26 protein-coding genes and 1 tRNA gene are annotated in these 26,546 nt (G+C 34.8%); 21 read left to right on the top strand and 6 right to left on the bottom strand.

The features are described from left to right. Positions 1-231: 231 nt before the first annotated feature. From PMOB_RS04920 to PMOB_RS04965, 10 genes are all read left to right on the top strand, one after another. Positions 232-2,592, top strand: a complete 2,361-nt coding sequence (locus tag PMOB_RS04920) for a GH36-type glycosyl hydrolase domain-containing protein (RefSeq protein ID WP_012208778.1) — start codon at positions 232-234, stop codon at positions 2,590-2,592. Positions 2,593-2,712: 120 nt separating this feature from the next. Then, positions 2,713-3,912 carry a sugar ABC transporter substrate-binding protein gene (locus PMOB_RS04925; RefSeq protein WP_012208779.1) on the top strand — a complete coding sequence of 400 codons (1,200 nt, stop codon included), beginning with the start codon at positions 2,713-2,715 and terminating at the stop codon, positions 3,910-3,912. Between the two features lie 76 nt (positions 3,913-3,988). Continuing rightward, positions 3,989-4,864: a carbohydrate ABC transporter permease gene (locus PMOB_RS04930; RefSeq protein WP_012208780.1), complete on the top strand. Its 876-nt coding sequence runs from the start codon at positions 3,989-3,991 to the stop codon at positions 4,862-4,864. A 26-nt stretch (positions 4,865-4,890) separates the two neighbouring features. After that, complete coding sequence (locus tag PMOB_RS04935) at positions 4,891-5,724, top strand: carbohydrate ABC transporter permease (protein ID WP_012208781.1); 834 nt, start codon at positions 4,891-4,893, stop codon at positions 5,722-5,724. Between the two features lie 213 nt (positions 5,725-5,937). Continuing rightward, positions 5,938-6,735 carry an alpha/beta hydrolase gene (locus tag PMOB_RS04940; protein ID WP_012208782.1) on the top strand — a complete coding sequence of 266 codons (798 nt, stop codon included), beginning with the start codon at positions 5,938-5,940 and terminating at the stop codon, positions 6,733-6,735. A gap of 190 nt (positions 6,736-6,925) precedes the next feature. After that, the gene (wrbA, locus tag PMOB_RS04945; protein ID WP_012208783.1) at positions 6,926-7,540 is read left to right on the top strand and encodes an NAD(P)H:quinone oxidoreductase; all 615 of its coding nucleotides are present in this window, start codon (positions 6,926-6,928) and stop codon (positions 7,538-7,540) included. Positions 7,541-7,725: 185 nt separating this feature from the next. After that, positions 7,726-8,373, top strand: a complete 648-nt coding sequence (locus PMOB_RS04950; RefSeq protein WP_012208784.1) for a winged helix-turn-helix transcriptional regulator — start codon at positions 7,726-7,728, stop codon at positions 8,371-8,373. Between the two features lies 1 nt (position 8,374). Next, positions 8,375-9,541: a DegT/DnrJ/EryC1/StrS family aminotransferase gene (locus PMOB_RS04955; RefSeq protein ID WP_012208785.1), complete on the top strand. Its 1,167-nt coding sequence runs from the start codon at positions 8,375-8,377 to the stop codon at positions 9,539-9,541. Between the two features lie 50 nt (positions 9,542-9,591). Next, positions 9,592-10,899, top strand: coding sequence for a nucleotide sugar dehydrogenase (locus tag PMOB_RS04960; RefSeq protein ID WP_012208786.1), 1,308 nt, complete (start codon positions 9,592-9,594; stop codon positions 10,897-10,899). Between the two features lie 25 nt (positions 10,900-10,924). Next, positions 10,925-11,998: a Gfo/Idh/MocA family protein gene (locus tag PMOB_RS04965; RefSeq protein ID WP_012208787.1), complete on the top strand. Its 1,074-nt coding sequence runs from the start codon at positions 10,925-10,927 to the stop codon at positions 11,996-11,998. A 45-nt stretch (positions 11,999-12,043) separates the two neighbouring features. Here PMOB_RS04965 and PMOB_RS04970 read toward each other — a convergent pair whose 3' ends face one another. From PMOB_RS04970 to PMOB_RS04980, 3 genes are all read right to left on the bottom strand, one after another. Next, positions 12,044-13,111, bottom strand: a complete 1,068-nt coding sequence (locus tag PMOB_RS04970) for a mandelate racemase/muconate lactonizing enzyme family protein (protein WP_012208788.1) — start codon at positions 13,109-13,111, stop codon at positions 12,044-12,046. Between the two features lie 22 nt (positions 13,112-13,133). Continuing rightward, positions 13,134-14,264 (bottom strand): beta-aspartyl-peptidase, encoded by a 1,131-nt coding sequence (gene iadA / locus PMOB_RS04975; protein WP_012208789.1) that lies wholly within the window; start codon positions 14,262-14,264, stop codon positions 13,134-13,136. 164 nt (positions 14,265-14,428) lie between these two features. Continuing rightward, a tRNA-Pro gene (locus PMOB_RS04980) sits at positions 14,429-14,504 on the bottom strand. Positions 14,505-14,744: 240 nt separating this feature from the next. Here PMOB_RS04980 and PMOB_RS04985 point away from each other — a divergent pair. From PMOB_RS04985 to rnr, 11 genes are all read left to right on the top strand, one after another. After that, positions 14,745-15,203, top strand: coding sequence for a FeoA family protein (locus PMOB_RS04985; RefSeq protein ID WP_012208790.1), 459 nt, complete (start codon positions 14,745-14,747; stop codon positions 15,201-15,203). A 3-nt stretch (positions 15,204-15,206) separates the two neighbouring features. Beyond that, positions 15,207-15,440: a hypothetical protein gene (locus PMOB_RS04990; protein ID WP_041534067.1), complete on the top strand. Its 234-nt coding sequence runs from the start codon at positions 15,207-15,209 to the stop codon at positions 15,438-15,440. A 36-nt stretch (positions 15,441-15,476) separates the two neighbouring features. After that, positions 15,477-17,486, top strand: coding sequence for a ferrous iron transport protein B (feoB, locus tag PMOB_RS04995; RefSeq protein WP_012208791.1), 2,010 nt, complete (start codon positions 15,477-15,479; stop codon positions 17,484-17,486). Then, the gene (locus PMOB_RS05000; protein WP_012208792.1) at positions 17,483-17,854 is read left to right on the top strand and encodes a hypothetical protein; all 372 of its coding nucleotides are present in this window, start codon (positions 17,483-17,485) and stop codon (positions 17,852-17,854) included. Before feoB ends, PMOB_RS05000 begins: the two co-directional genes overlap by 4 nt. 6 nt (positions 17,855-17,860) lie before the next feature. Further along, positions 17,861-18,301 carry a GatB/YqeY domain-containing protein gene (locus tag PMOB_RS05005; protein WP_012208793.1) on the top strand — a complete coding sequence of 147 codons (441 nt, stop codon included), beginning with the start codon at positions 17,861-17,863 and terminating at the stop codon, positions 18,299-18,301. A gap of 61 nt (positions 18,302-18,362) precedes the next feature. Then, complete coding sequence (locus PMOB_RS05010) at positions 18,363-18,719, top strand: RnfABCDGE type electron transport complex subunit B (protein WP_012208794.1); 357 nt, start codon at positions 18,363-18,365, stop codon at positions 18,717-18,719. 15 nt (positions 18,720-18,734) lie between these two features. Next, positions 18,735-18,974 carry a hypothetical protein gene (locus PMOB_RS05015; RefSeq protein ID WP_012208795.1) on the top strand — a complete coding sequence of 80 codons (240 nt, stop codon included), beginning with the start codon at positions 18,735-18,737 and terminating at the stop codon, positions 18,972-18,974. A gap of 61 nt (positions 18,975-19,035) precedes the next feature. Beyond that, a complete protein-coding gene (locus tag PMOB_RS05020; RefSeq protein ID WP_012208796.1) occupies positions 19,036-20,100 on the top strand; it encodes an alanine/ornithine racemase family PLP-dependent enzyme in 1,065 nt (354 codons plus the stop codon). Next, complete coding sequence (locus PMOB_RS05025; RefSeq protein ID WP_041534068.1) at positions 20,100-20,309, top strand: hypothetical protein; 210 nt, start codon at positions 20,100-20,102, stop codon at positions 20,307-20,309. The genes PMOB_RS05020 and PMOB_RS05025 overlap by 1 nt, the downstream gene beginning before the upstream one ends. 15 nt (positions 20,310-20,324) lie before the next feature. Beyond that, complete coding sequence (gene dnaB, locus PMOB_RS05030; protein ID WP_012208797.1) at positions 20,325-21,695, top strand: replicative DNA helicase; 1,371 nt, start codon at positions 20,325-20,327, stop codon at positions 21,693-21,695. Positions 21,696-21,792: 97 nt separating this feature from the next. After that, the gene (rnr, locus tag PMOB_RS05035) at positions 21,793-24,006 is read left to right on the top strand and encodes a ribonuclease R (RefSeq protein ID WP_012208798.1); all 2,214 of its coding nucleotides are present in this window, start codon (positions 21,793-21,795) and stop codon (positions 24,004-24,006) included. A gap of 1 nt (position 24,007) precedes the next feature. Here the strand turns inward: rnr and murB are convergent, their stop codons facing one another. Genes murB through PMOB_RS05050 form a run of 3 tightly spaced genes read right to left on the bottom strand, consistent with a single transcriptional unit; the run spans position 24,008 to position 26,509 of the window. Further along, a complete protein-coding gene (gene murB / locus PMOB_RS05040) occupies positions 24,008-24,928 on the bottom strand; it encodes a UDP-N-acetylmuramate dehydrogenase (RefSeq protein WP_012208799.1) in 921 nt (306 codons plus the stop codon). A 16-nt stretch (positions 24,929-24,944) separates the two neighbouring features. Beyond that, the gene (locus PMOB_RS05045) at positions 24,945-25,892 is read right to left on the bottom strand and encodes a sulfotransferase (RefSeq protein WP_041534069.1); all 948 of its coding nucleotides are present in this window, start codon (positions 25,890-25,892) and stop codon (positions 24,945-24,947) included. 20 nt (positions 25,893-25,912) lie between these two features. Continuing rightward, positions 25,913-26,509 (bottom strand): HAD family hydrolase, encoded by a 597-nt coding sequence (locus tag PMOB_RS05050; RefSeq protein ID WP_012208801.1) that lies wholly within the window; start codon positions 26,507-26,509, stop codon positions 25,913-25,915. Positions 26,510-26,546: the final 37 nt, after the last annotated feature.

The following is a 26,546-nucleotide window of genomic DNA, read 5'->3' on the forward strand; positions in this document are numbered from 1 at the left end:
AGAGATAACTTAACCGATTAAGTAATTATAGATAGAGCTTTCAAGAGACACTTGAGAAATAATATGAGAGGTTACTAATAGGTAAATTCCCAATTCCTTTTCTTTGTTAGTAGAAACAGAAGAAATACGTGAAGTTTTATTTTCCTTATGGGTGGGGAGCGGGGCAAAGGGGCGCTGAAATCAGTTTTAATAGACTTTATAACAGTAATTTTAAAAATCAGGAGGGAATATATGTTCGAGACAAAATACGGGTATTTCACAGATGATGGAAAAGAATTCGTTATAACTACACCTAAAACTCCTAAACCTTGGATAAACGTTATTTCTAATGGAGATTATGGAATGATTATATCTCAAAGTGGTTCTGGTTATAGTTGGAGAACACATGCAAGTTTAAATAGAATTACACGGTGGGAACAAGATCTCATAAAGGATGAATGGGGCAAATATATATACATAAAAGATGAGACAAGAGGAGATTTTTGGTCTCCAAGTTGGAAGCCCACTTGTAAAGAACCACAAGAGTATGAAGCAAGACATGGCCAAGGTTATTCAATATTTGAAACAAAATACTTCGATATAAAAACAAATTTAACTATGTTTGTATCTAAGGATGATCCAGTTGAAATATGGAAGTTAACTATAAAAAATACTTCTGAAAAAGAACGAAAATTGTCTGTTTACACCTACTTAGAATGGAATTTAGGGGCTGCTCCCGACTGGCACAGAGAGTTTCACAAAACTTTTATAGAAACAGATTTTTTAAATGATTTAAACTGTATAACAGCTGAAAAAAGAATGTGGGAGATTCCAAATGAAAAAGGTCAACATTGGAACAGGAACTGGGAATATACCGCTTTTCATTCAGTTAACGAGAAAGTGAACGAATTTGAAGGGTCAAAGGAAAAATTTTTAGGACAGTATGGAAGTATTTCTAATCCAAATGCTCTTATTACAGGAGAAATTTCAAACACTTATGGAAAGTGGGAAGATTCCATTGCCAGCTTAAAAAATGAAATAATTTTAAAACCAGGAGAAGAAAAAACGTTGATTTATCTACTTGGGGCTGTTTCCAAAAAAAATACAAACGAAAGCGTGAGTTCACTTGTTAAAAAATATCAGACGGTAGAAAAGGTAGACGAAGAATTCGAAAAAGTAAAAGATATGTGGAGAGAAATGCTTTCAAAGTTTATTGTTGAAACCCCCGATAAAGCCTTGAATTTTATGCTGAATAACTGGTTAAAGTACCAAGCTATTTCAGGGAGGTTATGGGGAAGGTCTGCTTATTATCAAACTGGTGGAGCGTACGGCTTTAGAGATCAACTTCAAGATAGTCAGATATTTTTGTATGTGGATCCTGAACAAACCAAAAATCAAATAAAACTTCACGCAGCTCACCAATTCAAAGATGGAAGTGTTTACCATTGGTGGCATCCGATTTCTGAACTCGGTTACAAGAATAATATATCGGATAACAGATTATGGTTGCCTTTTGTTGTCTTAAGGTTTTTAAAAGAAACTAATGATTTAGAATTTTTGAGAGAAAATATAAAGTTCCTGGATGGTGGGGAATCTTCTTTATACGACCATTGTATTAGAGCAATTCACTACAATTTAAATCATATGAGCCAAAGAGGACTTCCTTTAATAGGTGATGGAGACTGGAATGATGGTATGAACGCTGTTGGCACCCAGGGTAAAGGGGAAAGTGTTTGGCTTGGACATTTCTTGTACGGTATTTTAAAAGATTTCTCTGTTGTCTGTAAGAAAATGGGAGATTTAGCAAATACGCAAAGGTTTATGGACGAAGCTGAAAAGCTTAAAGAAAACATCAACAAATACGCCTGGGATGGAGAATGGTACGTAAGGGCATTCAAAGACAACGGGGAACCAATTGGAAGCAAACAAAATAGTGAAGGTAAGATATTTTTAAATGCACAAACTTGGGCAATAATCAACGGTACTGCAACACAAACACGAAGTGAATCAGCTTATCAATCAGCAAAAAAGTACCTGTTTAAAGATTATGGTCCACTTCTTTTTCAACCGGCATTTGCAAAACCTGATCCAGAAATTGGATATCTAAGCAGATACGCCGCGGGAGTTAGAGAAAATGGTGGGTTATACACTCACGCAGGTACTTGGGCGATATTAGCAGCTGCAAAGATGAAAGATCCTGATACATATAAAATCTACAAAAGTTTCATGCCCATTTATAGGGGTTTGGAACCTGATAAATACTTAGCTGAACCATATGTTACTCCAGGTAACGTTGATGGACCAGATTCTCCCTATTTTGGAAGAGGAGGGTGGACTTGGTATACAGGATCGGCAGCTTGGTATTTCATAGTAGCAGTTGAGGGAATTTTTGGACTAAAAGCCGAATGGGAAGGATTAAAAATAGAACCCTTGTTCCCAGAAGATTGGAAAGAAGTAAAAGTAAAGAGAATGTACAGGGGAAAACAATTGAACATAACTTACAAAAAAAGTGATGAGAAAAAAATCATAGTTAACGGTGTGAAAATCGATGGAAACATTATTAAGCCAGAATTATTTGAAGAAAGTTTTTTGGAAGTTGAGGTACTTTTTTAGAAAAATATCAAAATTTAGAAATTTAAGAAATAAAGGGATTATGGGTTGGGAAGGAATAAAGATAAACAAGTTTTAGAGTTTTAAAAAAACAGTAAAATTACTAGTAGGAGGTGTGGAAAGATGAGAAAGACTTTGGTTGTTTTGAGTGTTGTGATGATGTTGGTTTCCTTGAATTTTGGTGCAACAAAGATAACAGTGTGGGGTATGGGTCAGGGAAAAAGTTTGGAGCAATTGTCAAAACTTTTTATGGAAGAATACCCCGAATATGAGGTAGATTTCCAAGCCATACCTTGGTCAAATGCCTACGAAAAAATTTTAACATCAATCGCTGGCAGACAAGTCCCGGATGTTGCACAGATGGGAACAACTTGGATGGCTCCGTTTGGAAGCATGGGGGCATTTGAAGATTTAGCTCCATATATTGAAAGTTCAGAAGTTGTAAAACCAGAGAATTTTTTCGAGGGAGCATGGGAAACAGGAATAGTTGATGGAAAGCAGTTTGGTATTCCTTGGCATGTGGATGTTAGAGCTATGTTCTATAGAACAGATTTATTAGCACAAGTAGGTTACGATCATGCTCCTCAAACCTGGGATGAGTTGTACGATGCGGTAAAAAAACTACATGAAAACGGCAGTAGATATGGCATAGCGCTTTACCAACCTCAGGATAATTACCAAACTTTTTTCCCCTTTGTTTGGCAAAATGGAGGAGATATATTAGACAGCCAAGGAAATGTGACAGTGGATCAACATGAATTCGTTGAGGCTCTTGAGTATTATACGAGATTTTTCACAGAAGGGTTGACCCCTATTTCGGGAAGCGGTAACATATTCCAAGATTTTGCTTCAGGAGATACCCCAATTTATTTTTCAGGTCCATGGATGATTAATATGACTAGAGATCAAACACCCCAAATAGATGGTAAGTGGGATGTTGCGTTAATGCCTGAGAAAAAAAGTAGAACATCCTTTATGGGAGGTAGTGATTTAGTAATTTTCAGGGATTCCAAAAACAAAGAAGGTGCTTGGAAGTTCATAGAGTTTGCATCGAGACCTGAAAACCAACTGTTGGCCTATCAAATTACAAATGAACTACCTGCAGCCAGACAAGCATGGGAAGATCCTTTATTACAAGCAGATCCCATGATAGCAACGTTCGGTGAACAGTTGAATGATGCTAAAGCTCCTGTAAACGTTCCCGAATTTCATGAGATTGCAGCTGCAATTGATAGGATGGTTCAAGAAGTGATTTATGGCAGAAAAACACCGGAACAAGCAGCTCAGGATTTGAAAAAAGAAATTGAAAAGATACTGAAATAATTTGTTTCATGCCCCTCTTTTTATGCAAAAAGAGGGGCTTTGATCAAAACTTTTTGATTATCGAGGAGAGATAAAATTGAAGACCCCAATAAGAGCAATTATCGGTTTCATAGGACCTTCAATAATATTATTGTTGATCTTCATGTTAATACCTATAGTAGTTTCTTTGGTGATAAGCTTCACTGATTTCGACGTTTATGCTATATATAATTGGGGAAATGCTAGTTTTATAGGCTTTGAAAATTATGTAAACTTAATGCATGACCCTCTTTTTTGGAGGGCATTACTAAATACGCTGTATGCATTAGTTGTTGCAATGCCAATAACGATAGTTTTGTCTTTAAGTTTTGCTGCCCTTATAAACAGGGAAGCTACGTATTTTAAGAATTTTTTTAAAGTGAGTTTTTATCTACCTTCCATAACAAATACTGTCGCAATTGCTATCGTATGGGCTTGGATGCTCAATCCTGATTACGGATTATTAAATTGGTTTCTAGGTTTGTTTGGAATACAAGGTCCTAATTGGTTGGGTGATCCCCTTTGGGCAATGCCGTCGGTAATAATGCTTGTAGTTTGGAAAGCAGTTGGTTACAACATTATTCTCTTCACGGCGGGTTTACAAAATATACCAGACTATCTATACGAAGCCGCCGAATTGGATGGTGCTTCAAGATTCCAACAATTTTTGCATGTGACAATACCATCGTTGAGGCCAACAATATTTTTCGTTACAGTTATGACTGTAATAGGTTATTTGCAATTATTTGAGGAACCATATATGCTAACTTCAGGCGGACCTTTGAATGCTACTTTATCTATAGTTCTCTATCTATATAGGCAGGGCTTTGAGTTCTTCAAATTAGGGTATTCCTCTTCGATTGCCTTCGTGCTATTTTTAATAATATTTGCCTTAACCTATATACAAATGAGGGCAAGAAGATCAGAAGTATAAAAGAGTATTGGTGAGGAGTGATAATAATGAGATCGAGAAAAGTTTCTCCCATAGAGCAAGTCGCCGTGCATGGAATATTGATTATTTGGCTATTAATTTCAGTTATACCTTTTGTATGGATGGTTTCGACTTCTTTTAAAGGCCCTGGAGAAATTTATATATTTCCTCCAAGATGGATCCCCAGAAATCCTACTTTTGATAATTATATAGATTTATTTCAAGAAATGAATTTTGGAAGGCCATTTTTGAACTCCGTTATTGTGTCTCTTTCTACAACATTTTTATCGGTTTTAGTAGCTACTATGGCAGGTTATGGCTTTGCTAAATTCCATTTTAAAAATAAAAATTTACTGTTTTTGTTCATCTTGGGAACGATAATGGTACCGGGTCATATAACTATGATTCCAGTATTTTTATTGTTGTCACAGTTGAATCTGTTGAACACCTATTTGGGGTTAATATTACCAGCTATAGCAAACGCCTTCAACATATTTTTCATGAGACAATACATTATGGGCATACCTGATGAACTAATAGAAGCGGCTAAAATGGATGGGGCACATGAAGGATGGATCTTTTTTAGAGTAATTTTACCTTTAGCTAGGCCAGCCATGGCAGCAATAACTATTTTCACTTTTACGGGTGCTTGGAACAGTTTTTTATGGCCATTAATTCTAGCGACTGATGAAAGCATGTACACACTTCCAGTTGCTGTATCTGTATTACAAGGACAGTATGGTGAAAACATAGCAATGCAAATGGCCGGTTCAGTTATTGTAATTTTACCTCTTATCATCGTATTTTTATTCACTCAGCGATATTTCATAAAAGGAATTACATTTACCGGTATGAAAGGCTAAAGTGAAATGACCAGATTTATAATATTATTCAAATCTTGTTAATAAATTACCTGTATAATAAAAGGGACTAAATTTATCCAAATAACATTTTTGAAATAACTAAAATTATTTTTAACGAATTGTAGAATAAGTTCATAGGAGAAGAAAGAAACCTAAAATATTGAACAAATATTCCAATAAAAGAAGCAGAATTTGATTTTAAGGAGAGATATTATGGCTTTACTAGAGGTAAACTTTATGTCGAGGTCATTAATGAGGAAAGTACCAATTATGGTGGTCCTACCAATGGATAAAGCGAATCTTTCAGGTAAGTCTGAAATCACAGACAATGACAATAATACTTTCAAAACACTATATCTTCTTCATGGAATATTCGGTAATTATTCTGACTGGGTATCAGAAACAAGAATTCAAAGATTGGCTGAGGGAAGGAATCTGGCTGTTGTAATGCCTTCTGGTGAGAATTCGTTTTATCTGGACCAACCAGAATCTGGAAATTTTTATGGTGAATTTATAGGAAGAGAACTTGTTAATATCACCAGAAAAATGTTTCCTTTGTCAAGAAAAAAAGAGGATACTTTTATTGCAGGACTTTCTATGGGAGGTTACGGTGCCATTAGAAATGGCCTAAAATACCATGAAACTTTTGGCTGTGTTGCTGGACTTTCCAGTGCTTTGAATTTTGAGCAAATGCTTGATGAATCATATCAAGTGATTGCTTGTAAGAAGAGCGCCTTCGGAGATCCTAAGGAAGCTATTTTGTCAGATAAGAATCCAAAGGTTCTTGTGAAGAATATCAAAGAAAATCCATTGGGCCAGTTCCCTAAAATGTATATGGCTTGTGGCACCGAAGATAATTTAATAAACTCTAACCGTGATTTCAGGGATTTTCTTATTGAAAACAATGTGGATTTAACTTATGAAGAAGGGCCAGGTGCACATACGTGGGAATTTTGGGATACTTACATCGAAAAAGTGCTTGACTGGCTTCCATTGAAAAAACCTTCGTAAAGGAATATAAAAATAAAAAAAGCTATAAAAAAAATTATTAACAATTGAAATCTAAGATCCACTGGTTATATGAAAAATTGGATCCTCCCATTAAAAAAGATAAGTGGACAGGACGAATAAGCAAAGTTCGTTTATGCTTGTATTGTAACAACAGATATCATAGAAGACATTTTATAAAGGAGGCCATTAGATGGCAAAAGTCAACGTTATATTCTATAGTATGTATGGTCATATTTATCAAATGGCTAAAGCCGAAGCAGAAGGCGCAAAAGAAGTAGAAGGAACAGATGTTAAGATCTACCGAGTCCCTGAAACCGTTCCTGAAGATATTCTAATCCAATCCGGTGCTAAAAAGGCACAAGAACAATTTTCCCATATTCCAATAGCAAATTTGGATTCACTTGTTGAAGCTGATGCAATAATTTTTGGAACTCCCACTAGATTTGGCATGATGGCGGCACAAATGAGGCAATTTCTTGATACAACAGGTCCACTTTGGGCAAGGGGAAGCTTAGTTGGAAAAATAGGTAGTGTTTTCACTTCTACCAGTACTCAACATGGAGGTCAAGAATCTACCATTTTAAATTTTCATACAACGTTATTGCATCATGGGATGATTATTGTGGGAATTCCTTTCAATGAGCCAGGTCTGAGCGATGTGTCGAATATTCATGGAGGTACACCATATGGTGCCTCGGCAATTATTATCCAAGGCGAGGAAAATAGACCTAATGAAATAGACCTCAACATTGCAAAAAGTCAAGGAAGAAGAGTAGCTGAAATAGCAAAAAAGCTTTTTGGGTGATACTTCAGAGTATAAACTGTAAAATTAAAATATCGACTTTTAAAAACTTTTGAAGGCGCACGATCTGTGCGTCTTTATTTTTTTTGAATTTAAAACTTCAATTGACTTTTAAAAAAATACCTGATATAATTAATTATGATTATTCACTTAGTGTATGAATGAAATGATTAGAGGTGATTTTCTTAATGCTCAATATACAAAATTACACATTTTTTAATCCTTCTCCGAATTTTAGAGAAATGGTGATCTTAAAGTTAATTTCTCAAGAAAATGATATTTCTCAAGATACAATGGCAAAAAAAGTAGGGGTCGTTCCATCTATGATAAACAAGTACTTAAAAGATTTTGAAGAGAATGGAAATATCATAAAAAGCGGTGAAAACAAACGCAATATGAGTTATGAGCTCACAGAGGCAGGAAAAAAGAGGTTGCAATTTTTAACCCTCAGTTTCGTTGACGAGGTTTCTGAGTTATATACAGAAACCAAAGACTCATTCAAAAAAGTTTTTCAAACTCTTAAAAAAGATAATTTAAAGGATATTCTTTTGTATGGTGCGGGGGTTGTTGGAGGAATTGTATTGAAGGTTTTGAAGGATGAAAATATTAATATAATTGGATTTTTGGATGATTCCCCTTTAAAACAAGGTGATAAACTTCAAGGAATAGATATTTACCCTCCGGAAAAAGCCAAAGAGCTAACCTACGATGCACTCATAATAGCTTCTTTTAGGAAGTCAGAAAAAATTTTGGAAAAGGCAACTGAAAAAAATTTGGAAAAATTATATGTTTTTAAGATAGATGAGGAAGGCAATATTTCTTTGGAGGGGAGATGAGATGGAAGACAAGATGAAGGTTCCTCTTTTTGATTTAACACGACAATACGAAAAATTGAGAAAAAATGTTCTAAAAAAGTTGGATGCTGTTTTCACTTCTGGAAATGTGGTTATGGGAAGTAATGTAAAAGCCTTAGAAGAGGAAATTGCAAAGTATATAAACGTAAAGTACGCTATTGGTGTTGCCAATGGCTCTGATGCCTTAAGGATATCCGTTCAAGCTATAGGTATAAAAGAAGGAGATTACGTTATCACCACACCATATACTTTTTTTGCAACCGCAAGTGCAATTTTACTGAATGGTGCCACGCCTATATTTGTGGATGTAGAAGATAAATATTACAACCTTGATTTGGATAAAGTCGAAGATTTGCTTGAGAATCATCCAAAAAAAGAAAAAATTAAAGCAATCATTCCCGTACACCTTTTTGGAAAAACCGTTGATTTAGAGAGATTGGAAAGAATAAGAGAGAATTACAACATAAAAATTATAGAAGACGCCGCTCAGTCTATTGGATCTGTATGGCACTTTAAGAATGGTGAAAGAAAATTTAGTGGCAGCATCGGAGATTTGGGCATATTTTCCTTCTTCCCAACAAAAAATCTAGGTGGTTATGGTGATGGTGGAATGGTTGTTACAAACAATGCGGATTTGGCAGATAGGATCAGAAAATTAAGAGTTCATGGTGCTGCAAAAAAATATTATCACGATGAAGTTGGTTACAATTCAAGATTAGACGAAGTTCAAGCTGCAATATTGAGAATAAAACTAAACAATTTAGATGAATACATTGATAAAAGAATAAAAAAGGCAAAAAATTATGAAGAATTATTTGAATTACATAACCTCAACGAAGATTTAAGTTATCCTGCTTATTTTAACGACAGAACCCATGTCTATCACCAATACGTAGTCACTTTGAATAACCCCAAAGATAGGGATAAATTGAAAAAATTCTTAGAAAATAAAGGGGTTGGAACATCGATATACTATCCTCTTGGTTTGCACCTTCAAAAGTGCTTTGAGAACCTGGGTTATAAAGAAGGGGACTTCCCTGTAGCTGAAAATGCATCTAAATCGACGTTAGCCTTGCCAATGTTTCCAGAGCTCACCAAAAAGGAGCTGGAATACGTAGTTAAAAGTATTAAAGAGTTTTTTTCAAAATAGTTTTAGAGTTTCTAAAGATAGCGATATTTTAGAAAGAGGAGGACTAAAAAATGGCATTATTGGATAAAATAAAAGATAAAACTGCAAAGATAGGGGTAATAGGTTTGGGTTATGTTGGTTTACCTCTTGCGGTGGAAAAGGCGAAGGCAGGGTACAACGTTTTAGGGTTCGATATTCAAAAAGAAAAAGTAGAAAAGGTCAACAAAGGGATAAATTATATCGGAGATGTTGTAAATTCAGAGTTAGAAAAGCTGGTTGACGATGGTTATCTAAGCGCTACAGGCGATTATGATAGAATAAAGGAGTGCGATTGTGTAACAATATGTGTTCCAACTCCTTTGGATAAATACAAACAACCTGATTTAAGTTTTGTTGTTGATTCAACCAAAGAGGTAGCCAAAAGGCTTCATCCAGAAATGTTGATTGTTTTAGAAAGCACTACTTATCCGGGAACTACCGAAGAAGTAATTCTGCCGTTATTACAAGAGTATGGGTTCAAGGTTGGAAAAGATTTTTATTTAGCTTTTAGCCCAGAAAGGGTGGATCCGGGAAATTTGATTTACAAGACGAAAAATACTCCAAAAGTAGTCGGTGGAGTTACCGAAAAATGCACTTTACATGCAAAAACCCTCTATGAAAACGTATTAAACGCAGAAGTTTTCACCGTTTCATCCCCTAAGGAAGCAGAAATGTCAAAAATTTTGGAAAATACCTTTAGAATAGTCAATATTGGTCTCATAAATGAAATGGCTATCTTAGCAAAGAAAATGGGAATAAATATCTGGCAGGTCATAGATGCAGCTGCTACAAAGCCTTTTGGATTCATGCCCTTTTATCCAGGACCAGGTGTGGGCGGGCATTGTATTCCAATAGATCCTTTTTATTTAACGTATAAAGCTAGAGAGTTTGACTATCACACAAGGATAATAGAATTGGCTGGGGAAATAAACGATTATATGCCTGAGTATGTAATTGAAAGACTAATGGACATTTTAAACGAAAATAAAAAGTGTTTGAACGGTTCCAAAATATTGATGTTAGGGGTGACTTATAAAAACGATATAGACGATTTAAGAGAGTCTCCTGCTTTGAAAGTTTTGGAGCTTTTGGAAAGAAAGGGTGCAGAAGTTAGGATTCATGACCCTTATATAAAAAGTTTTTCTCACAAAGGAATAGCGTATAAAACGGTAGACTTAACAAAAGAATTGTTAGAGGGATCAGATGCTGTCTTAATTACTACGGGGCACAAAAAGGTGGATTACAATTTCGTTTTGGAAAATGCCAATATAGTTTTTGATACAAAAAATGTCACAAAAGGACTTAGAGAGAAGTATCCAGAAAAAGTTTCTTTATTATGAAAAGTTTAAAAGTAGGTGATATTCTTTGCTTAAATTGGCTGTAATAGGTTGTGGAAGAATTGCTCAAACAAAACACTCAGAAGCAATTATAAAAAATTCTGATATCATTGAAAATGTGGCTGTTTGCGATCTAAAAGAAGAGAGAGCAGAACAATTTGCCAGTAAGGTTGAAAATTCTGGGTTAAAGAAACCAGAGATATACACGGACTATAGAAAATTGTTGAAAAGATCGGATATAGACGCCGTGGCAATCGCTACCGAAAGTGGGAAACATTATGAACTCACCATGGCAGCTCTGCAAAACAACAAACATGTGTTAGTGGAAAAACCAATGGCCCTATCGACAAAACATATGAATGAGATGATAGAGCTTGCAAAAAGAAAAAATTTAAAGTTAGGGGTTTGCTTTCAAAATCGGTTCAATCCACCTATACAAGAATTAAGAAAAAAAATTACAACAAATTCCTTTGGAAGAATTCTTCACGGTCAAGCTTCCATTAGGTGGAATAGAAACGAAGAATATTATAAACAAGCAAAATGGAGAGGCACTTGGGAATACGACGGTGGTACGTTGATGAACCAATGTACTCACAATATAGACTTGTTATTGTGGAATATGGGCTCTGAAATAAATGAAATATACGGTGTTATTCAGAACTTCACCCATCCTTATATAGAAGCCGAGGATTTTGGAGGGGCAATAATAAAATTTAAAAACGGTTCCGTAGGAATTATAGAAGGGTCAGCAAATATATATCCAAAAAACTTGGAAGAAACTCTATCGATATTTGGAGAAAAAGGCACAGTGGTTATCGGCGGCTTAGCGGTGAATAAGATAAAATATTGGAGATTTGAAGGAGAAGATGGGCATCCATTTCAAAATCTCCCCGATCCTGATACCGTTTATGGTAGTGGGCACATTCCACTGTACAGAGATTTTTATCACTCGATAGAAGAGGATCGAGAACCTTTTATTAATGGCGAAGAAGGGAAAAAGGCTGTAGAAGCTGTTTTGGGAATTTACAAGTCTGCCCTTTTGGACAGACCTGTGAAATTTCCAATCGATTTTTCAACTATGGAATTGAAGAGGGATATATAGTCAGTCTAGATCTTGTTATAATCAAGATCTACTCCCCTCTTTTTTTCACATATTGATTTCTATCCCTAAACCAGGTTTGTCCGAAAGAATTATTGTATCTCCTTCTACTTCAAATCCTCCTTTTACTCCTTCGTATTCTTCATAATACATGAAAGAATCTAAATCAGCGTCTCTTATATTTCTCTTGGCTGCAACTAAGCTTGCTCCAGCAGTAAGGGCCACCTTTGTTTCTACCATACATCCAACCATACAATTAATTCCAGCAGATTCTGCAATTGTGTTAATCTTTTCTGCTTCGTAAAGCCCTCCACTTTTCATCAGTTTTATGTTGATCATATCGGCACTATCTTTTTTTATTGCCTGCATCGCATCGTGAGCGTTATGAACTGATTCATCTAAAATTATCTTCATATCAGCCTTTTTTCTCAAAAGTGCAGATCCATCAAAATCCCAGTCGGCTAATGGTTGTTCAAAGGCTTCAATGTTGTAACTTTCCATCATCTTAATTGCAGTTAATGTATCGTGTATATTCCATCCTTGGTTGGCATCTATTTTCAATCTTACTTTATCTCCCACCCTATTTCTTATTAGCCTGATAGCTTCAACGTCGTTTTTAAGATCAACGCCAGTTTTGATTTTTAATATATTAAATCCTTTATCTACGCTCTCTTTGGCTTCATTTGCCATTTCTTGTGGCGCACCAATCCCTATCGTGATATCTGTCTGTACTTTGCTTTCAAATCCACCAAGAAGCTTATAAAGGGGTTCTTGCATTACTTTCCCTTTTATATCGTAGAGAGAGATATCAACCGCTGCTTTTGCTGCTGTATTTCCTGCGATTGCTTTGTTTAATATATAATGAATTCTTTCTATTGCGAGTGGATCCTGCCCTATTAATATTTCTTTGAAAGTCGGAAGAATTGCTGTTACACTATCGATGCTTTCCCCCGTTACTGAACGAGAGGGAGTAGCTTCTCCAAAGCCGAAGTATCCCTCATCAGTAGTTATTTTTACAAGCACCGATTCACAATACTCCGTTGATCCTCGGGAGATAACAAAAGGTTTTTTGAGTTTAATTTTGATTTTTTCAAATTTTAAATCTGTTATTTTCATTCTCTGCCCTCCACAAGATTTTTTAAATAGTGCGACCCTTTGCCATAACTTTTTTTATTTCCAGAGTACTTTTATCTAAGAACACTATATCTGCATCAAAGTTTTCTTTTATTTGGCCTTTGTTTTCCAATTTAAGAAAATTTGCAGGATTGATAGTGATTACCTTCAAAGCTTCTTCCAAAGGGATATCTTCTTGTATTACACAATCCTTTACTTCTTCAAAGAGTGTGCCTACATCTGCTACTGTTAGACCTATATAATTTCCTTTTTCATCGAATTGTGGTAAGCTCCCCTGTCCATCAGATGAGAAAGATATATTGTCAATATTTACCCCATCTTCAAGTAAAAGATTCAAGGCTTTAGATGGTTTTGATGGATCCTCTTTGTCTTTCTTTTTTGACGAACTAGTTGTGAAATCTACCCTTCCACCCTGTTCTATGAAATTTTTACATGTTTGAAGAGCTTTTTCTCCCTTGTTCATGTGAGTTGGAAGGAACTGTGTAATAGGTAATTCTGAATTTTCAACAACATCTAGTAATATCTGAATGAATTTTTCTCCTCTGCCAACGTGAATATTTACAATGCCCGCCTTTTTTGATAAAATTCCACCCACTCGAGCTTCTGAAGTCAATCTTATCAGCTCTTCTAAGGTTGGCTGGGAACCTCTATGGTCTGAAATAGCAACCTCTCCAACACCTATTATTTCTTCAATGAAAACCAAATCGTCTATAATTCTGCCGGTAAAAGTTTTTACTGGTAGATGATAAGAACCCGTATACGTATAGCAGCTTATCCCTTCTTGTTTTAATGCTTTTGCTTTTGCAATTAAGTTTTGCATACTTCGAGTTGCGTTGTCGGTTCCCAAAACACCTACTAATGTAGTAATTCCAGAACTTATTATCTTGGAAAGGGATATTTCGGGAGTTCTTGTGCTGTATCCCCCTTCTCCACCTCCCCCTGTTATATGAACGTGTGAATCTATAAAACCTGGAACTACTATATAATCCTCAGCATCGATAATCTCAACTTTAAGATTAGAATTTAATTCTATCGAATCGACTAGTTCTAAGATTTTTTCTCCACCAATTAATATATCTTTTTCCCCTAAAGCTTTAGGCGAGTAAACTGTTGCATTCTTTATGAGGGTAAGCAAAATGCTCTTCTCCTTTTTTATGATTATAAGTTTTATTTAAATCATGCCACAGAGAATATTAAAAAGTCAAGTTAACTCATTCTACCAATAATTTTTAAATAAAAAACAAAAAGCTCAAAAATCCGAAAAAGATTTTGAGCTTTCATAGAAAAAGAATTTGATAATGGTCGGGACGACTGGACTTGAACCAGCGACCTTTGGTTCCCGAAACCAACGCGCTACCAACTGCGCTACGCCCCGAATTCTTATTATTCTATAATTGATTTTATCATATTTTTTAATCGAAGTGAATAGTAACCAAAAAATTGAGGAATAATCAATTTGTTTAATAGCATCGGTGAAGTTACTACAAACCGCATATCCGTATATAACTTAACTGTTGCGTTATAATAGTTCATTTTATTGTTAATTTTAGGCACAGCTAACTCTTTTAAAAAGTGTTATAATTGAATTGAAATATTCGAAAGAGGTGATTATAATTTGCTAATTCCTTTACACGATTTGTTTATTGGGCAAAAGGGTAAGATAGTGAGTTTAAACAATGAAGAAGAAAGTACGAAAAATCGTCTTCTTGCAATGGGAATCACGCCAGGTAAATCTATAGAATTAGCTCATGTTTCTCCTTTTGGAGATCCTTTGGTATTTAAAATTGGAGAAAAAAAAGTAGTTTTAAGAAAAAGCGAAGCTTCTAAGATCCTTGTCGATGTTCCTTACAAAGTATTCAACCTTTTGGAAAGTGAAACTGGAAAATATGAAATTATCGATCTTAAAGGGGGAAACAACTTCATAGAGGAAATGAAAAGCATGGGGTTGTATAAGGGGGTTAATATTAATTTAGTTAATAAGCTTGGAAATAGGATAATTGTTGAGGTTGATGGAAGCAAATACGAATTGGGTAGAGGAAGAGCTGCCAAGATATTCTGTAAAAAGGTGGATTAGAAAATGGATATATCGGCTTTAGAAAAATACATGAAAAAGAATAAAGAAGTTGACATTTTGGAATTAAAAGAGAAATTTCACTTAAATCAAAGTGAATTAAACATTTTGATTCCTTTCTTAAGGTCCATGAATGTTGGAATGGAAAAAATAGATAAAATAGAACCCGTATGTAAAAGTTGCCCATTGACAGATAAATGTGGAAAAGGCCTATTAAACAACTGTTATTATACTAAATAACTTTTCAAAACAAATTTAATAATGGGAGGAGCTTAAATGAGCAAGGATATCCTCAAAGATAACGTTGAAACAGTTAACAAGGAAGCAGAGATTTCAATCATTGGAAATCCTAACGTTGGTAAGACTTCTCTATTCAACCTTTTGACGGGCACTAAACAATATGTTGCTAATTGGCCAGGGGTTACAGTAGAGAAGAAAGTTGGAAATTTTAAGTATAAAGGAAAAACCTTTAAATTAGTCGATCTTCCAGGTGTTTACACTCTTTCAGCTAAAAGTGAAGACGAGAGAGTTGCTAAGGATTATTTAATAAGTAATAGTTCGGAGATAGTAATTGTTGTAGCAGATGCCTTGAACTTGGAAAGTTCGATGTTTTTATTGTTTCAACTTATAGAAATTGGCGTGAAGACTATTTTGGTTATAAACGCTGTAGATGAAGCTCGGGAAAAAGGGAGAATCATCGATCCATCCCCAATTTCCAAAACTTTAAACATCCCTGTCATATTGACTTCCGCCAAGACAGGGGAAGGTAAGGAAGAACTTTTAGAAGAAGCATACAATCTTTCTAAAGAAAAAAATCTTACAGAAAAGAAAATAATGTATCCGGAAGAAATAGAGAATTTTATCGAGTTTTTTCAAGACAAAGTTTCAAAGTATCCTAAGATAAGTTCAAAATATCAAAATTATATAGATAGTAGTTGGTTACCAATCTACTTTTTAGAGTTTGGAAATGAAGATTTGGAGCTTTCCAAAGATTTTTTGGCTGAATTAAAAGAAAATTTTGATATAGAAGAACTTAAAAACAAATATTTAAATTGGAAGTTTAATTTCATTTCTTATCTGGTTAGTTCTTCCATAATAAAAGAAGGCATAGACTGGTCTCTGAGAGATATTTTAGACCACGTTTTTACTCATAAGGTTTTGGGAATATTGATATATGTCTTTGCTTTGTTTGCAGTGTTTTCTCTAACATTCAGCCTCGCTCAACCATTATCGGATTTGCTGGATTCGGCTTTTACTTTTTTAGGTAACTCTATCAGCGGACTTGTAACTGTTCCTTGGTTGGAGTCACTACTAGTTGATGGTGTTATAGCTGGGGTTGGTGGGGTTTTGATTTTTATTCCACAGATTTTTATCTTATTTTTCTTCTTAGGATTCTTGGAAGAATCAGGATATTTGCCAAGAGCAGCCTTTTTAGTTGACAGAATTGCGAGAAATTTTGGATTAAGTGGTAGATCTTTTATGTCTATTATTTTAGGTTTCGGCTGTAATGTTCCAGCCATTATCTCTACTAAATCAATTGCTAATAAAAAAGAAAGATTAGCTTTAATTATTAGCCTTCCCTTTGCATCGTGTAGTGCAAGGTTACCGGTTTACATACTTTTAATAAGCGCGTTCTTTTCAACGCACGCAGCAACTATAATGTTGCTAGTCTATTTATCGAGTATATCTTTAGTTTTACTATCCTCAAAATTTTTACAAAGATTCATTACCCAATCAGAAGATATCCCATTTATCATAGAACTACCAAGGTTTAGGATGCCTACTTTCAAAAATTTATCAATTTATACATGGAACAGAGGAAAGCACTTTTTGCAAAAAGCCGGAGGCATAATTTTAATAGCCACCATAGTAATTTGGTTTTTGTCTTTCTTCCCTAATTTTGGAACAGATATAAACAGTAGTTTTGCCGCTTCTATTGGGAGAGTGTTTGAACCTTTAACTAATCACTTGGGGTGGGATTGGAGAATAAACACCGGCTTGATTTTTGGTGTCGCTGCCAAAGAAATAGTCGTGTCTTCTTATGCCACAATTTTTAATGTTGGAGAAGGCTCTTTAACCTATGCCTTACAAAATGCATTAACCCCGGCATCTGCTTTAGCGCTAATATTCTTCGTTTTGGCTTATATTCCTTGTTTTGCAACGTTGGCCACGATTAAGGCGGAGACAAATGGCTGGAAATGGGTTATCTTTAGTTTTATTTACACCACCGTTGTTGCTTATATTATAGCTAATGTGGTGTTTTTTGTAGGAGGTATTTTCCTATGAAGCATAAAAACTTCACACTTTCTTTGATAGCAATATTATCAATCATTTTTATGTTGCTAAATATACAAAAAAGCTTTTTCTATGTCTTTTCTTTTTTTGTTATATTCTTAGTTTCGATCTACGGTTTTTTTAATGACAATAGAATATGGTATCATAAATCTGCCCATATAATAGTTTCTTCTTTTATCGGTCTATTTCTTTTAGCTTATGAAATCTTGGATATTTTGTCCAATATGTTAGTAGGTGAATTTTCAGAAATAAATTTAAATATTTATGTTATAATCTTTGGTGTATTAAGTATATTGATATTCTTTTTAGAATTGAGATACCTTAGAAGAAAGAGAAATGAAGCCTTGAATAAGGAGTGATTATAAATGTTAAAAGATGTATTAAATAAAGATTTGAAAAAATATATGAAAGAGAAAAATACCCTTGCTTTAAATGCGGTTAGATCAATAATATCAGAGATTAAAAATAAAGAGGTTGAAAAAGCAGCTGAGTTAACAGAGGAAGAAATAGTCCAATTGATAAGAAAACAGATAAAAATGAGAGAAGATTCCATTGAACAGTTTGAAAGAGCAGATAGAAACGATCTCGCTGAAAAAGAAAGAAAAGAAGCTGAGATCTTACAAGGTTATCTTCCTGAACAGCTCTCTGACGAAGAGTTAAGAAAAATAATAGAAGAAACTATAACCGAAGTCAATGCAACATCAAAAAAAGATTTTGGCAAAGTTATGAAATTAGTAATTCAAAAGGTTCAAGGAAGGGCCGATGGAAAGAAAATAAGTGAAATACTGTCGACACTTTTAAATTAACATATAACTAATATGTGATATAATAATATTAGAAAGAATTTCTTTGGAGGTGTTTTTTGCAGTGCTCACAATAGTTTATTCGGTGTTATTATTAGGGATTTTAGGGTTTGCTTCCGGTACTTTTTTAGCATTTGCTGCAAAAAAATTTGAAGTAAAGGAAGATCCAAGAGAAGCTATTGTTAAAGCCGTATTGCCAGGTAATGACTGTGGATCTTGTGGTTATCCTGGATGTGCAGCCTTCGCAAAGGCGTTTGTCAAAGGTGAGGTTGGAAAAGACGGTTGTGTTCCTGGCAAATCTCAAGGTGTCCCAGAACTTTTGGAGAAAATATCTAAGATGTCTGTTGACGAATTGAACAAAATATATGAAGAAAGCGGGGAAGACGATTCTAAAATTTTAAAAGTACTAAAACAGAATTAAAAAGGGGGGATCAAATTGATCGATCCTATATCCTCTCAACAATACAAGCCACTTTATCTAAGTAGTTTTGATTATGGAAGTGATCAACTTCCTCACACGAGTAGTCAAAACATTAACCAGAGTCCTACAATGTCCAAGGAAGAGATGGAAAAACTTTTATCTCTTGTAATTTACAAACAAACTGGAATTTCGATGAAATTAGTTAGAACCGTTGGTGAGTTGTATCAGGGTCAAAATTTAGACGTTTTAACGTAAGTAAAATTTTCATAATTGCGGGCCAAGATTGCCCGCAATTTTAAATAAAGGAGGATTTTCCTTGTATCCAAAGGTTTACGCTTACTTGGAAAGGATCCAAGAAAATGCAAAATATTTAAAATCATTGTGTGCTGATTCGGGTGTTGAAATGGTAGGTGTCACTAAAGTAGTTTGTGGTGAACCTACAATTGCTCGTGCACTTAAAGAATGTGGAATTAATATACTGGGTGATTCAAGGATTCAAAACATAAAGAAAATGAGGAATTCTGGTATAAAAGGACCTTTTATGTTACTTCGCATACCCATGTTTTCTGAACTTGATGATGTAGCAAATTATGTTGATTATACGTTAATAAGTGACTTAGAGATAACTAAGAAATTAGGGACTGTTTCTTCTAAATTCAATAAGAGATCTAAAATCATCTACATGGTTGACGTTGGAGATCTAAGAGAAGGAGTTTGGTTTGAAAAAGCTGTTTCTGAGATTTCAAAAGCCCTTGATATAGAAGGAATAGAGATTGTTGGAATAGGAACAAACTTAGGGTGTTTTGGTGGAGTAATCCCTGATGAAAGTAATATGGGAAGACTTGTTAAAATAAAAGAAGAAATCCAAAGAGAAACTGGAAGAACTCTAGATATAATTTCCGGTGGAAATACCGCTGCCTTACCCCTAATTGAAGCAGGAAGTTTGCCAAAGGGTATAAACCAATTTAGATTGGGGGAATCAATCATCTGCGGAACGGACGCAACCAACAACCGCAACGTTCCAGGTGCAAGGCAGGATACGATAATCTTTGAAGCAGAAATTGTGGAATTAAAAGTAAAACCTTCCGTCCCATATGGCAACATCGGTTATGATTCGTTTGGTCGTAAACCAACATTTGAAGACAAAGGTAATAGAATAAAAGGCATTTTAGCGGTGGGGGAACAAGATGTTGATCCTACTAGCATGCATCCCTTGGACGACGATATTGAAATACTCCATGCAAGTAGTGATCATACGATCGTAGACTTAACTGAATCTAAAGTGAGGTATAAAGTAGGGGATAAGATAAGATTTAGGCTAGGTTACTCCTCTGTTTTGAGGGCTTTTACAAGTCCTTATGTTGAAAAGGTGATCCTGTAATGTTTGCTTTTGTAAACACTCTTTTTGTAATATCAATGATCCTTTTTATAATTTCAACGGTATTTTTATGGAGATCTGCTAAAATGATAAGAAACGGTAGTAAAAGTTCTGATGAAGACGTAAAAAAAATGGACAAAAATGGACTGTTAGGCCTTTTAATAAGTATTGGAATTTTTGCCTTATCTTATTTTTTGAGCTTATTAGTTTGATCGAGGTGTATGCAAATGGAACTTACTTCTTTTACCCCTCCTAATAGTAAAGAAGCTGAAGAGTCGGTCATAGGTAGCATCTTTTTAGACCCTTCCATACTTCCTGACGTAATCGAAGAGGTAAGATGGGAAGACTTCTACTACGAAAATAATAAAACAATATTTAAAGTTATGGAAGAACTTTTCGACAAAGGGGAACCTGTTGATACCGTATCCGTTATTGAAAAATTAAGAGAATCTAACCTTTTACAGAAAATCGGTGGAGAAGATACAATAATTTATTTAGCTCAGGTTGTTCCAACAACGGCTAATGTGATGTATTATACCCAAATTGTCAAAGAGAAAGCCCTTTTAAGAGCTTTAATAAACGCATCTTCCGAGATAGTTGATGCCGTAAGAAATATTGGAGATGCCCAAGAAGTTTTAGAGTATGCCGAAAAGAGAATATTTTCTATAGCCGAAGCCCGTGCCACCAGAACGTATGATCTTTTATCCAACGTAATGCATGATGTTTTTGAACAGATAGAAGAATTGAAAAATAGGGCTCAAAAAGGTGAGGGAAATCTTGTTACTGGGGTTTCTACTGGATTCAAACCTTTGGACAGGATGACTTCAGGATTTCATAGATCTGAGTTAATTATCATCGCCGCTAGACCATCAATGGGTAAAACCTCTTTTGCCGCAAATATTGCAACCAACATGGCTTTACAGGCAAATATTGCCGTGGCAATCTTTAGTTTGGAAATGTCGAAAGAACAGTTAGCTAACAGGATTTTATGTTCTGAAGCAAAAGTAGACTTACACAAGGTTAGAACTGGACAAATCTCTGACGAAGAGTGGGAAAAATTAGTTCAAAAAGCAGGAGAATTATCAAAGTCAAGGCTTATTTTTGACGACGAACCAGATTTATCCCCTAGACTCCTGAGGGCTAAAGCACGGAGAATGAAAAGAGAATACGGCATTGAAGTAATCTTTATCGATTACTTACAATTGATGACTTCTAGATCTAAAGGTTATGAGAGCAGACAACAAGAAATAACAGAGATATCAAGATCCTTGAAATTGCTCGCTAGAGAGTTAAATATCACTGTCGTTGCTTTATCTCAACTTTCTCGTGCAGTTGAGCAAAGAGAAGATAAAAGGCCTCGATTAAGTGATCTCAGAGAATCAGGAGCAATTGAGCAGGATGCCGACCTCGTTATGTTTTTGTACAGAGATTCATATTACAAAAGGAAAAAAGATGAGCCAGGAAAAGATACTTTAAATGATGAACATGAAGCAGAACTTATTGTAGGTAAGCAAAGAAACGGGCCCGTTGGAACCATAAAACTAACTTTCAATCCTAAACTTGCAACTTTTTACACCTCTGATAGAGGATATCAGTAAGTTTAGAAACAAGATTTTGATTTAAAAGGGTTACAGGGGTGCTGAAATAAGTTTTAGCTTTTTTAAAAAGTATAATTACATTGAAAGGGGGTAAAATATGAATGAAGACAACTTAGAAAAACAAATATTAGAAATAATAGACAAAAATCCTACGATACAAAAAGAACTATATGAAAGCCTAAATGCACTTGAAAAATCGGAAAAGGCTCAAATTAGAAAAATACTAAATAAACTCCTAAGTGAAGGGAAAATAATTAAAGATTCACAAAACCAATACAGAAAATTAGATGAAAACATGGCTGTCGGAACTATCGAATTCACCAAAAGTGGAAATATGGCTTTTGTTCAATGCTCTGATGGAAGCGAAATTGCTGTAAAGGTTGAAAATTCTGGAATCAGTTTACATAAAGATTTAGTTTTGGTTGAAATAATAGGGAAATGGCGTGATTTAAAAGAAGGTAGGGTAGTTAGAATATTAAAAAGAGAGTTAAAATATGTAGTGGGTGAGTTCGTAAGAAAAGGAATTTTTGGATTCGTTATACCCATTGATGCAAAAATAAATACAGATTTTTACGTAGCCCCAGAAGGTATAGGAAAGGCTAAAAATGGTCAAATAGTGAAAGCAAAAATAACAAAATATCAATCTCCCACGAAAAAGCCAGAGGTCGAGATAGTCGATGTCCTTGGGGACAAAGATGACCCTTCCATTGATTTGCCAATAGTGATCTTCAAACATGGTTTACCTGAACCTGGTTATTTTCCTCCAAAGGTGTTACAAGAGGCTAAAGAACTTCCAAAAAAACTTTCTGAAAATGAAATTAATGGCAGAAAAGATTTTAGAAAAGAAACCATATTTACTATCGATGGTGATACAGCAAAAGATTTTGATGATGCCGTTGGTATAAAAAAGTTAGATAACGGCAATTATTTACTTGGGGTGCATATAGCAGATGTATCTCATTATGTGAAAAGCAACAGTGCTCTTGATAGAGAAGCATACAAACGAGGTACAAGCGTTTATTTAATCGACACGGTTATTCCAATGCTTCCATTTGAGTTATCCAACTGGATATGTTCTTTGGTTGAAGGTGAAGATAGATTGACAATGTCTCTCCTGATGGAAATTGACCCTTATGGGAACTTGGTAAACTCAAAAATATACAACGGAGTAATAAGAAGTGCCAAGAGGTTGACCTATAGAAAAGTTAATGAACTCCTATCTGACAATTGTAGTGAAGAAGTAAAAAAAGAGATAGAGTTTTTAAAACCAGAGCTTGAGATGATGAGAGAATTAATGGAATTACTTTCTGAAAAGAGAAAAGAAAGAGGTTCAATAATCGACATAGAAAGCAATGAAGTACACTTTGAATTCGATGAAAAGGGATATGTAAAAGATATCATCCCTGTGGAAAGAGGCCTATCAGAAAAAATGATTGAAGAGTTCATGGTCCTGGCCAACGAAACAGTTGCTTCATACTTTGATGTTCAAGGTTTGCCTTTTATCTATAGAATCCACGAAAATCCGGATCCTGATGTATTGCTTCAGTTACGAAATTATCTGGACATGTTGGGAATAAATGTAAAATTTCCTCAAAATATTCATCCGAAGGTCCTACAGGAAATATTGGAAAAAACAAAGAACCATCCTTTAAGTAAAAATATTCAGATGATGCTTGTTAGATCTATGAAAAGGGCGTTGTACTCCGAGGAAAACGTAGGGCATTTTGGTCTTGCTTCATCATCCTATACACATTTCACATCACCAATAAGAAGATATCCTGACTTAGTGGTTCATAGATTGTTGAAAGAGTTCATCAAATATAAAGGAACCCTTTCAAAAAAAGAAATAAAGAAGTATTCCGAAATGCTTCCTGAAATAGCTAAAAATTCTTCTGAAATGGAAAGAGTCGCAGACCAAGCCGAGTGGGATCTAATAGATATGAAAAAAGTTGAATACATTTCAAGACATATAGGAGAAGTCTTTTGGGTGTACATAACAGGCGTCACAAGGTTTGGCTTATTCGTAGAAATCCCCCAAAAGATGATAAGTGGATTGATACATATATCAGAGTTGAGCGATGATTATTATATCTACGATGAACGTGACAATACGTTGAAAGGTGAAAGAACCGGCAACGTTTATAGGATCGGAGACAAGTTACAAGCCAAAGTGGTAAGAGCGGATAAAATCGGAACTGAAGTAGATTTTATCCCATATACGGAAGATGATTTTGAAAAATTGAAAAGGGAACATCCCCATGCCAAAATAAAAGTTAACAAAAAAAATAAGAAAAAAAGGAAAAAATCGTAATTCACTTCCAAATCTCTGGTTCAACCTGTAGATCAACATTGTATTTGTCTTTTACAATACGTTTCACATACTCAATTAATGAAATCACATCCTTGAAAGTAGCGTTACCTTTGTTGATTATAAAACCTGCATGTTTTGTTGATATTTGAGCTTCGCCTATCGAAAAGCCTTTCAATCCTAAATTTTCTATCGTAGTTCCCACAAAAAAATCTGGTTTCGGTCGTTTGAATATGCTTCCCGCAGATGGTAAATCGATAGGCTGTTTCTCCCATCTGCGGGTTGAAAAATCTATCAATTTACTTTTGATCCTTTTAAGCTCATCTTTTTTTAGTAAGAATTTAGTGGATAACAGAATGAAAGAACCTTCCTGGAGAATGCTGGTTCTATAACCAAACTCTAAATCACCTTTATTTAAAGTCTTTACTTTTCCATCCCTTAAATCGTATACCGTTGTTTCCAAAACAACATCCTTCATTTCACCCCCGTAAGCCCCGGCGTTCATGTAAACACCTCCGCCTACACTTCCTGGAATGCCGCACGCAAATTCAAGTCCAGAGTATCCATCTTCCGAAAGCAAAAAAGAAAGAGCAGATAAAGAAACTCCGCTCTGCGCTTCTACAATCAAATCCATATTATTTTTTTCTTCAAAATTCATTTTATTTAAGTATTTCGTGGAAAGTACCACAAATTTTAAGGGCTCATCACTTATGATGAGGTTGGTTCCTTGACCTATAATTCTGAAAGGAATGTCCCTTTTAACTAATTGCGATAAAGCATTCACAAAAGCATTTAGAGTTTTTGGAAATAATATATATGGAACAGGTCCACCTATTCTAAAACTCGTATAATATTTGAGAAATTCATTTTGCTTAATATCGCATCCTTCTGCGTACAAGCTGAGTTTAAGATCTTCTGAAATCATTGAACGCTCCTATAAATTATGCGTACTCTTCTTTATAATTTGAATTCAACTTTTCTAACCACTCGGGTTCCTTTCCATAACCAAACATATCCATCAAATTTCCACAATGTTTTTGAAGTATCTGAGCCCTCTTTTTATCCCAATTTTTCCAATGTGGTATCTTATACTCATCCGACGCAGAGTTTATTTTCTTCTTTAGGAAAGAAGGCTCAAAAGTATACTTTCTACTGAACCCATCATCAAACTTTGTAGAAAATTCTAATAAATCTATAAAATTTTCTTCTTTTTTCTCACCAAGGAACAAATCTTCGTAGCGATATAACTTGAAATTATTTTTATTTTTCATAGATTCCAATACCAAGGTATTCAGTTTATTATAATACCAGGCAAACTTTTCAAATTTACTCATACTATTCCATTTCGTCGAGTAAGGATCATCTTTGAAATGGAAAGCTCTCATGCTCATTCCCAAAAATGAAAAATCAACTTTACTATACAATAAATAAACAGGAGAACTTATGGCTGAACGGATCCATGTTCTTGGATCCCTTATAATAAACACGACTTTACTATTGGGAAAGACATCTCCCAATAGATCTATAACTCCGTGAAGATGGTTACTTGATTCGACGTATAAGCTTTCTTTTGTTTCCTCCAAAATTTGTTTTCTCAAACCTTTTATATACTCTTTAGTTTTTTCATCTGTTATTTTTCCCCTTCTCCTGTAAGTACTCAACTTGCACATGGATTTGGAAGGTAAAAACTGCCCCACGGTCATTTGATAAAAACCGAACCTTTTTATATCATCACTCCATTTTTTTAGATCTTTAATAAACACATTTGCAGGTTCATGGACCGCATAACAATCTTCAACCATTTTTGAAAGACTTTTTGCGAGAAATCTCGTACCTGTCCTTCCGGTTGAAGTGATAAATACACAATGTTTATCAAAAACATTATCCACTTCATTGCCTCCTTTCACAATTATAAGGCACCTATTCTTTTTAACAATTCTCTCAAGGATTCAGGATCCGTATATAATATACCTTTAATTCCAACTTCTTCGGCAGCCATTATGTTCTCAACAATATCATCCACAAAAAAAGTTTCTTCTGGTTTCAAATTATACCTATTAAGCAAAAGTTGATAAATTTCCTTTTCAGGTTTCAATAGCTTCTCTTTGTAGGAAATAATCATTCCATCAAAGATATCGAAAAAAGAGTATTTCCCTCTTATATAATTGAAGGCCTCTTTATGAAAATTAGATAAGATGAAAAGTTTGTTGTTTTCTTTCAATTCAGGTAGAATTTCTATGTTTTCAGTTATGGGATGAAGATAATTCTTCCAGTCTTTGAGCAATATATCTATTTCTTCTTTTAAATCAGGATTTTTCTCGATGAAAATCTTTTTGGCTTCCTCAAAAGACAAGGTTCCCCTATCCAATTCTTTCCATATGCTTGTTTTAAAAACAGCCTCTTTTAACTTCCTTTTTATAAGCGGATCTTTGAAAAGACCATCTAAAATCTCATCAGGATCGAATTTAAAAAGGACATTTCCCAAATCAAAAACGATATTTCTCAAAAAAAATCCCCCTTCTTTAGTCTTTACCCTTCGACTA

It is taken from the genome of Petrotoga mobilis SJ95 (assembly GCF_000018605.1).
GTDB classification, from domain to species: Bacteria; Thermotogota; Thermotogae; order Petrotogales; family Petrotogaceae; genus Petrotoga; species Petrotoga mobilis.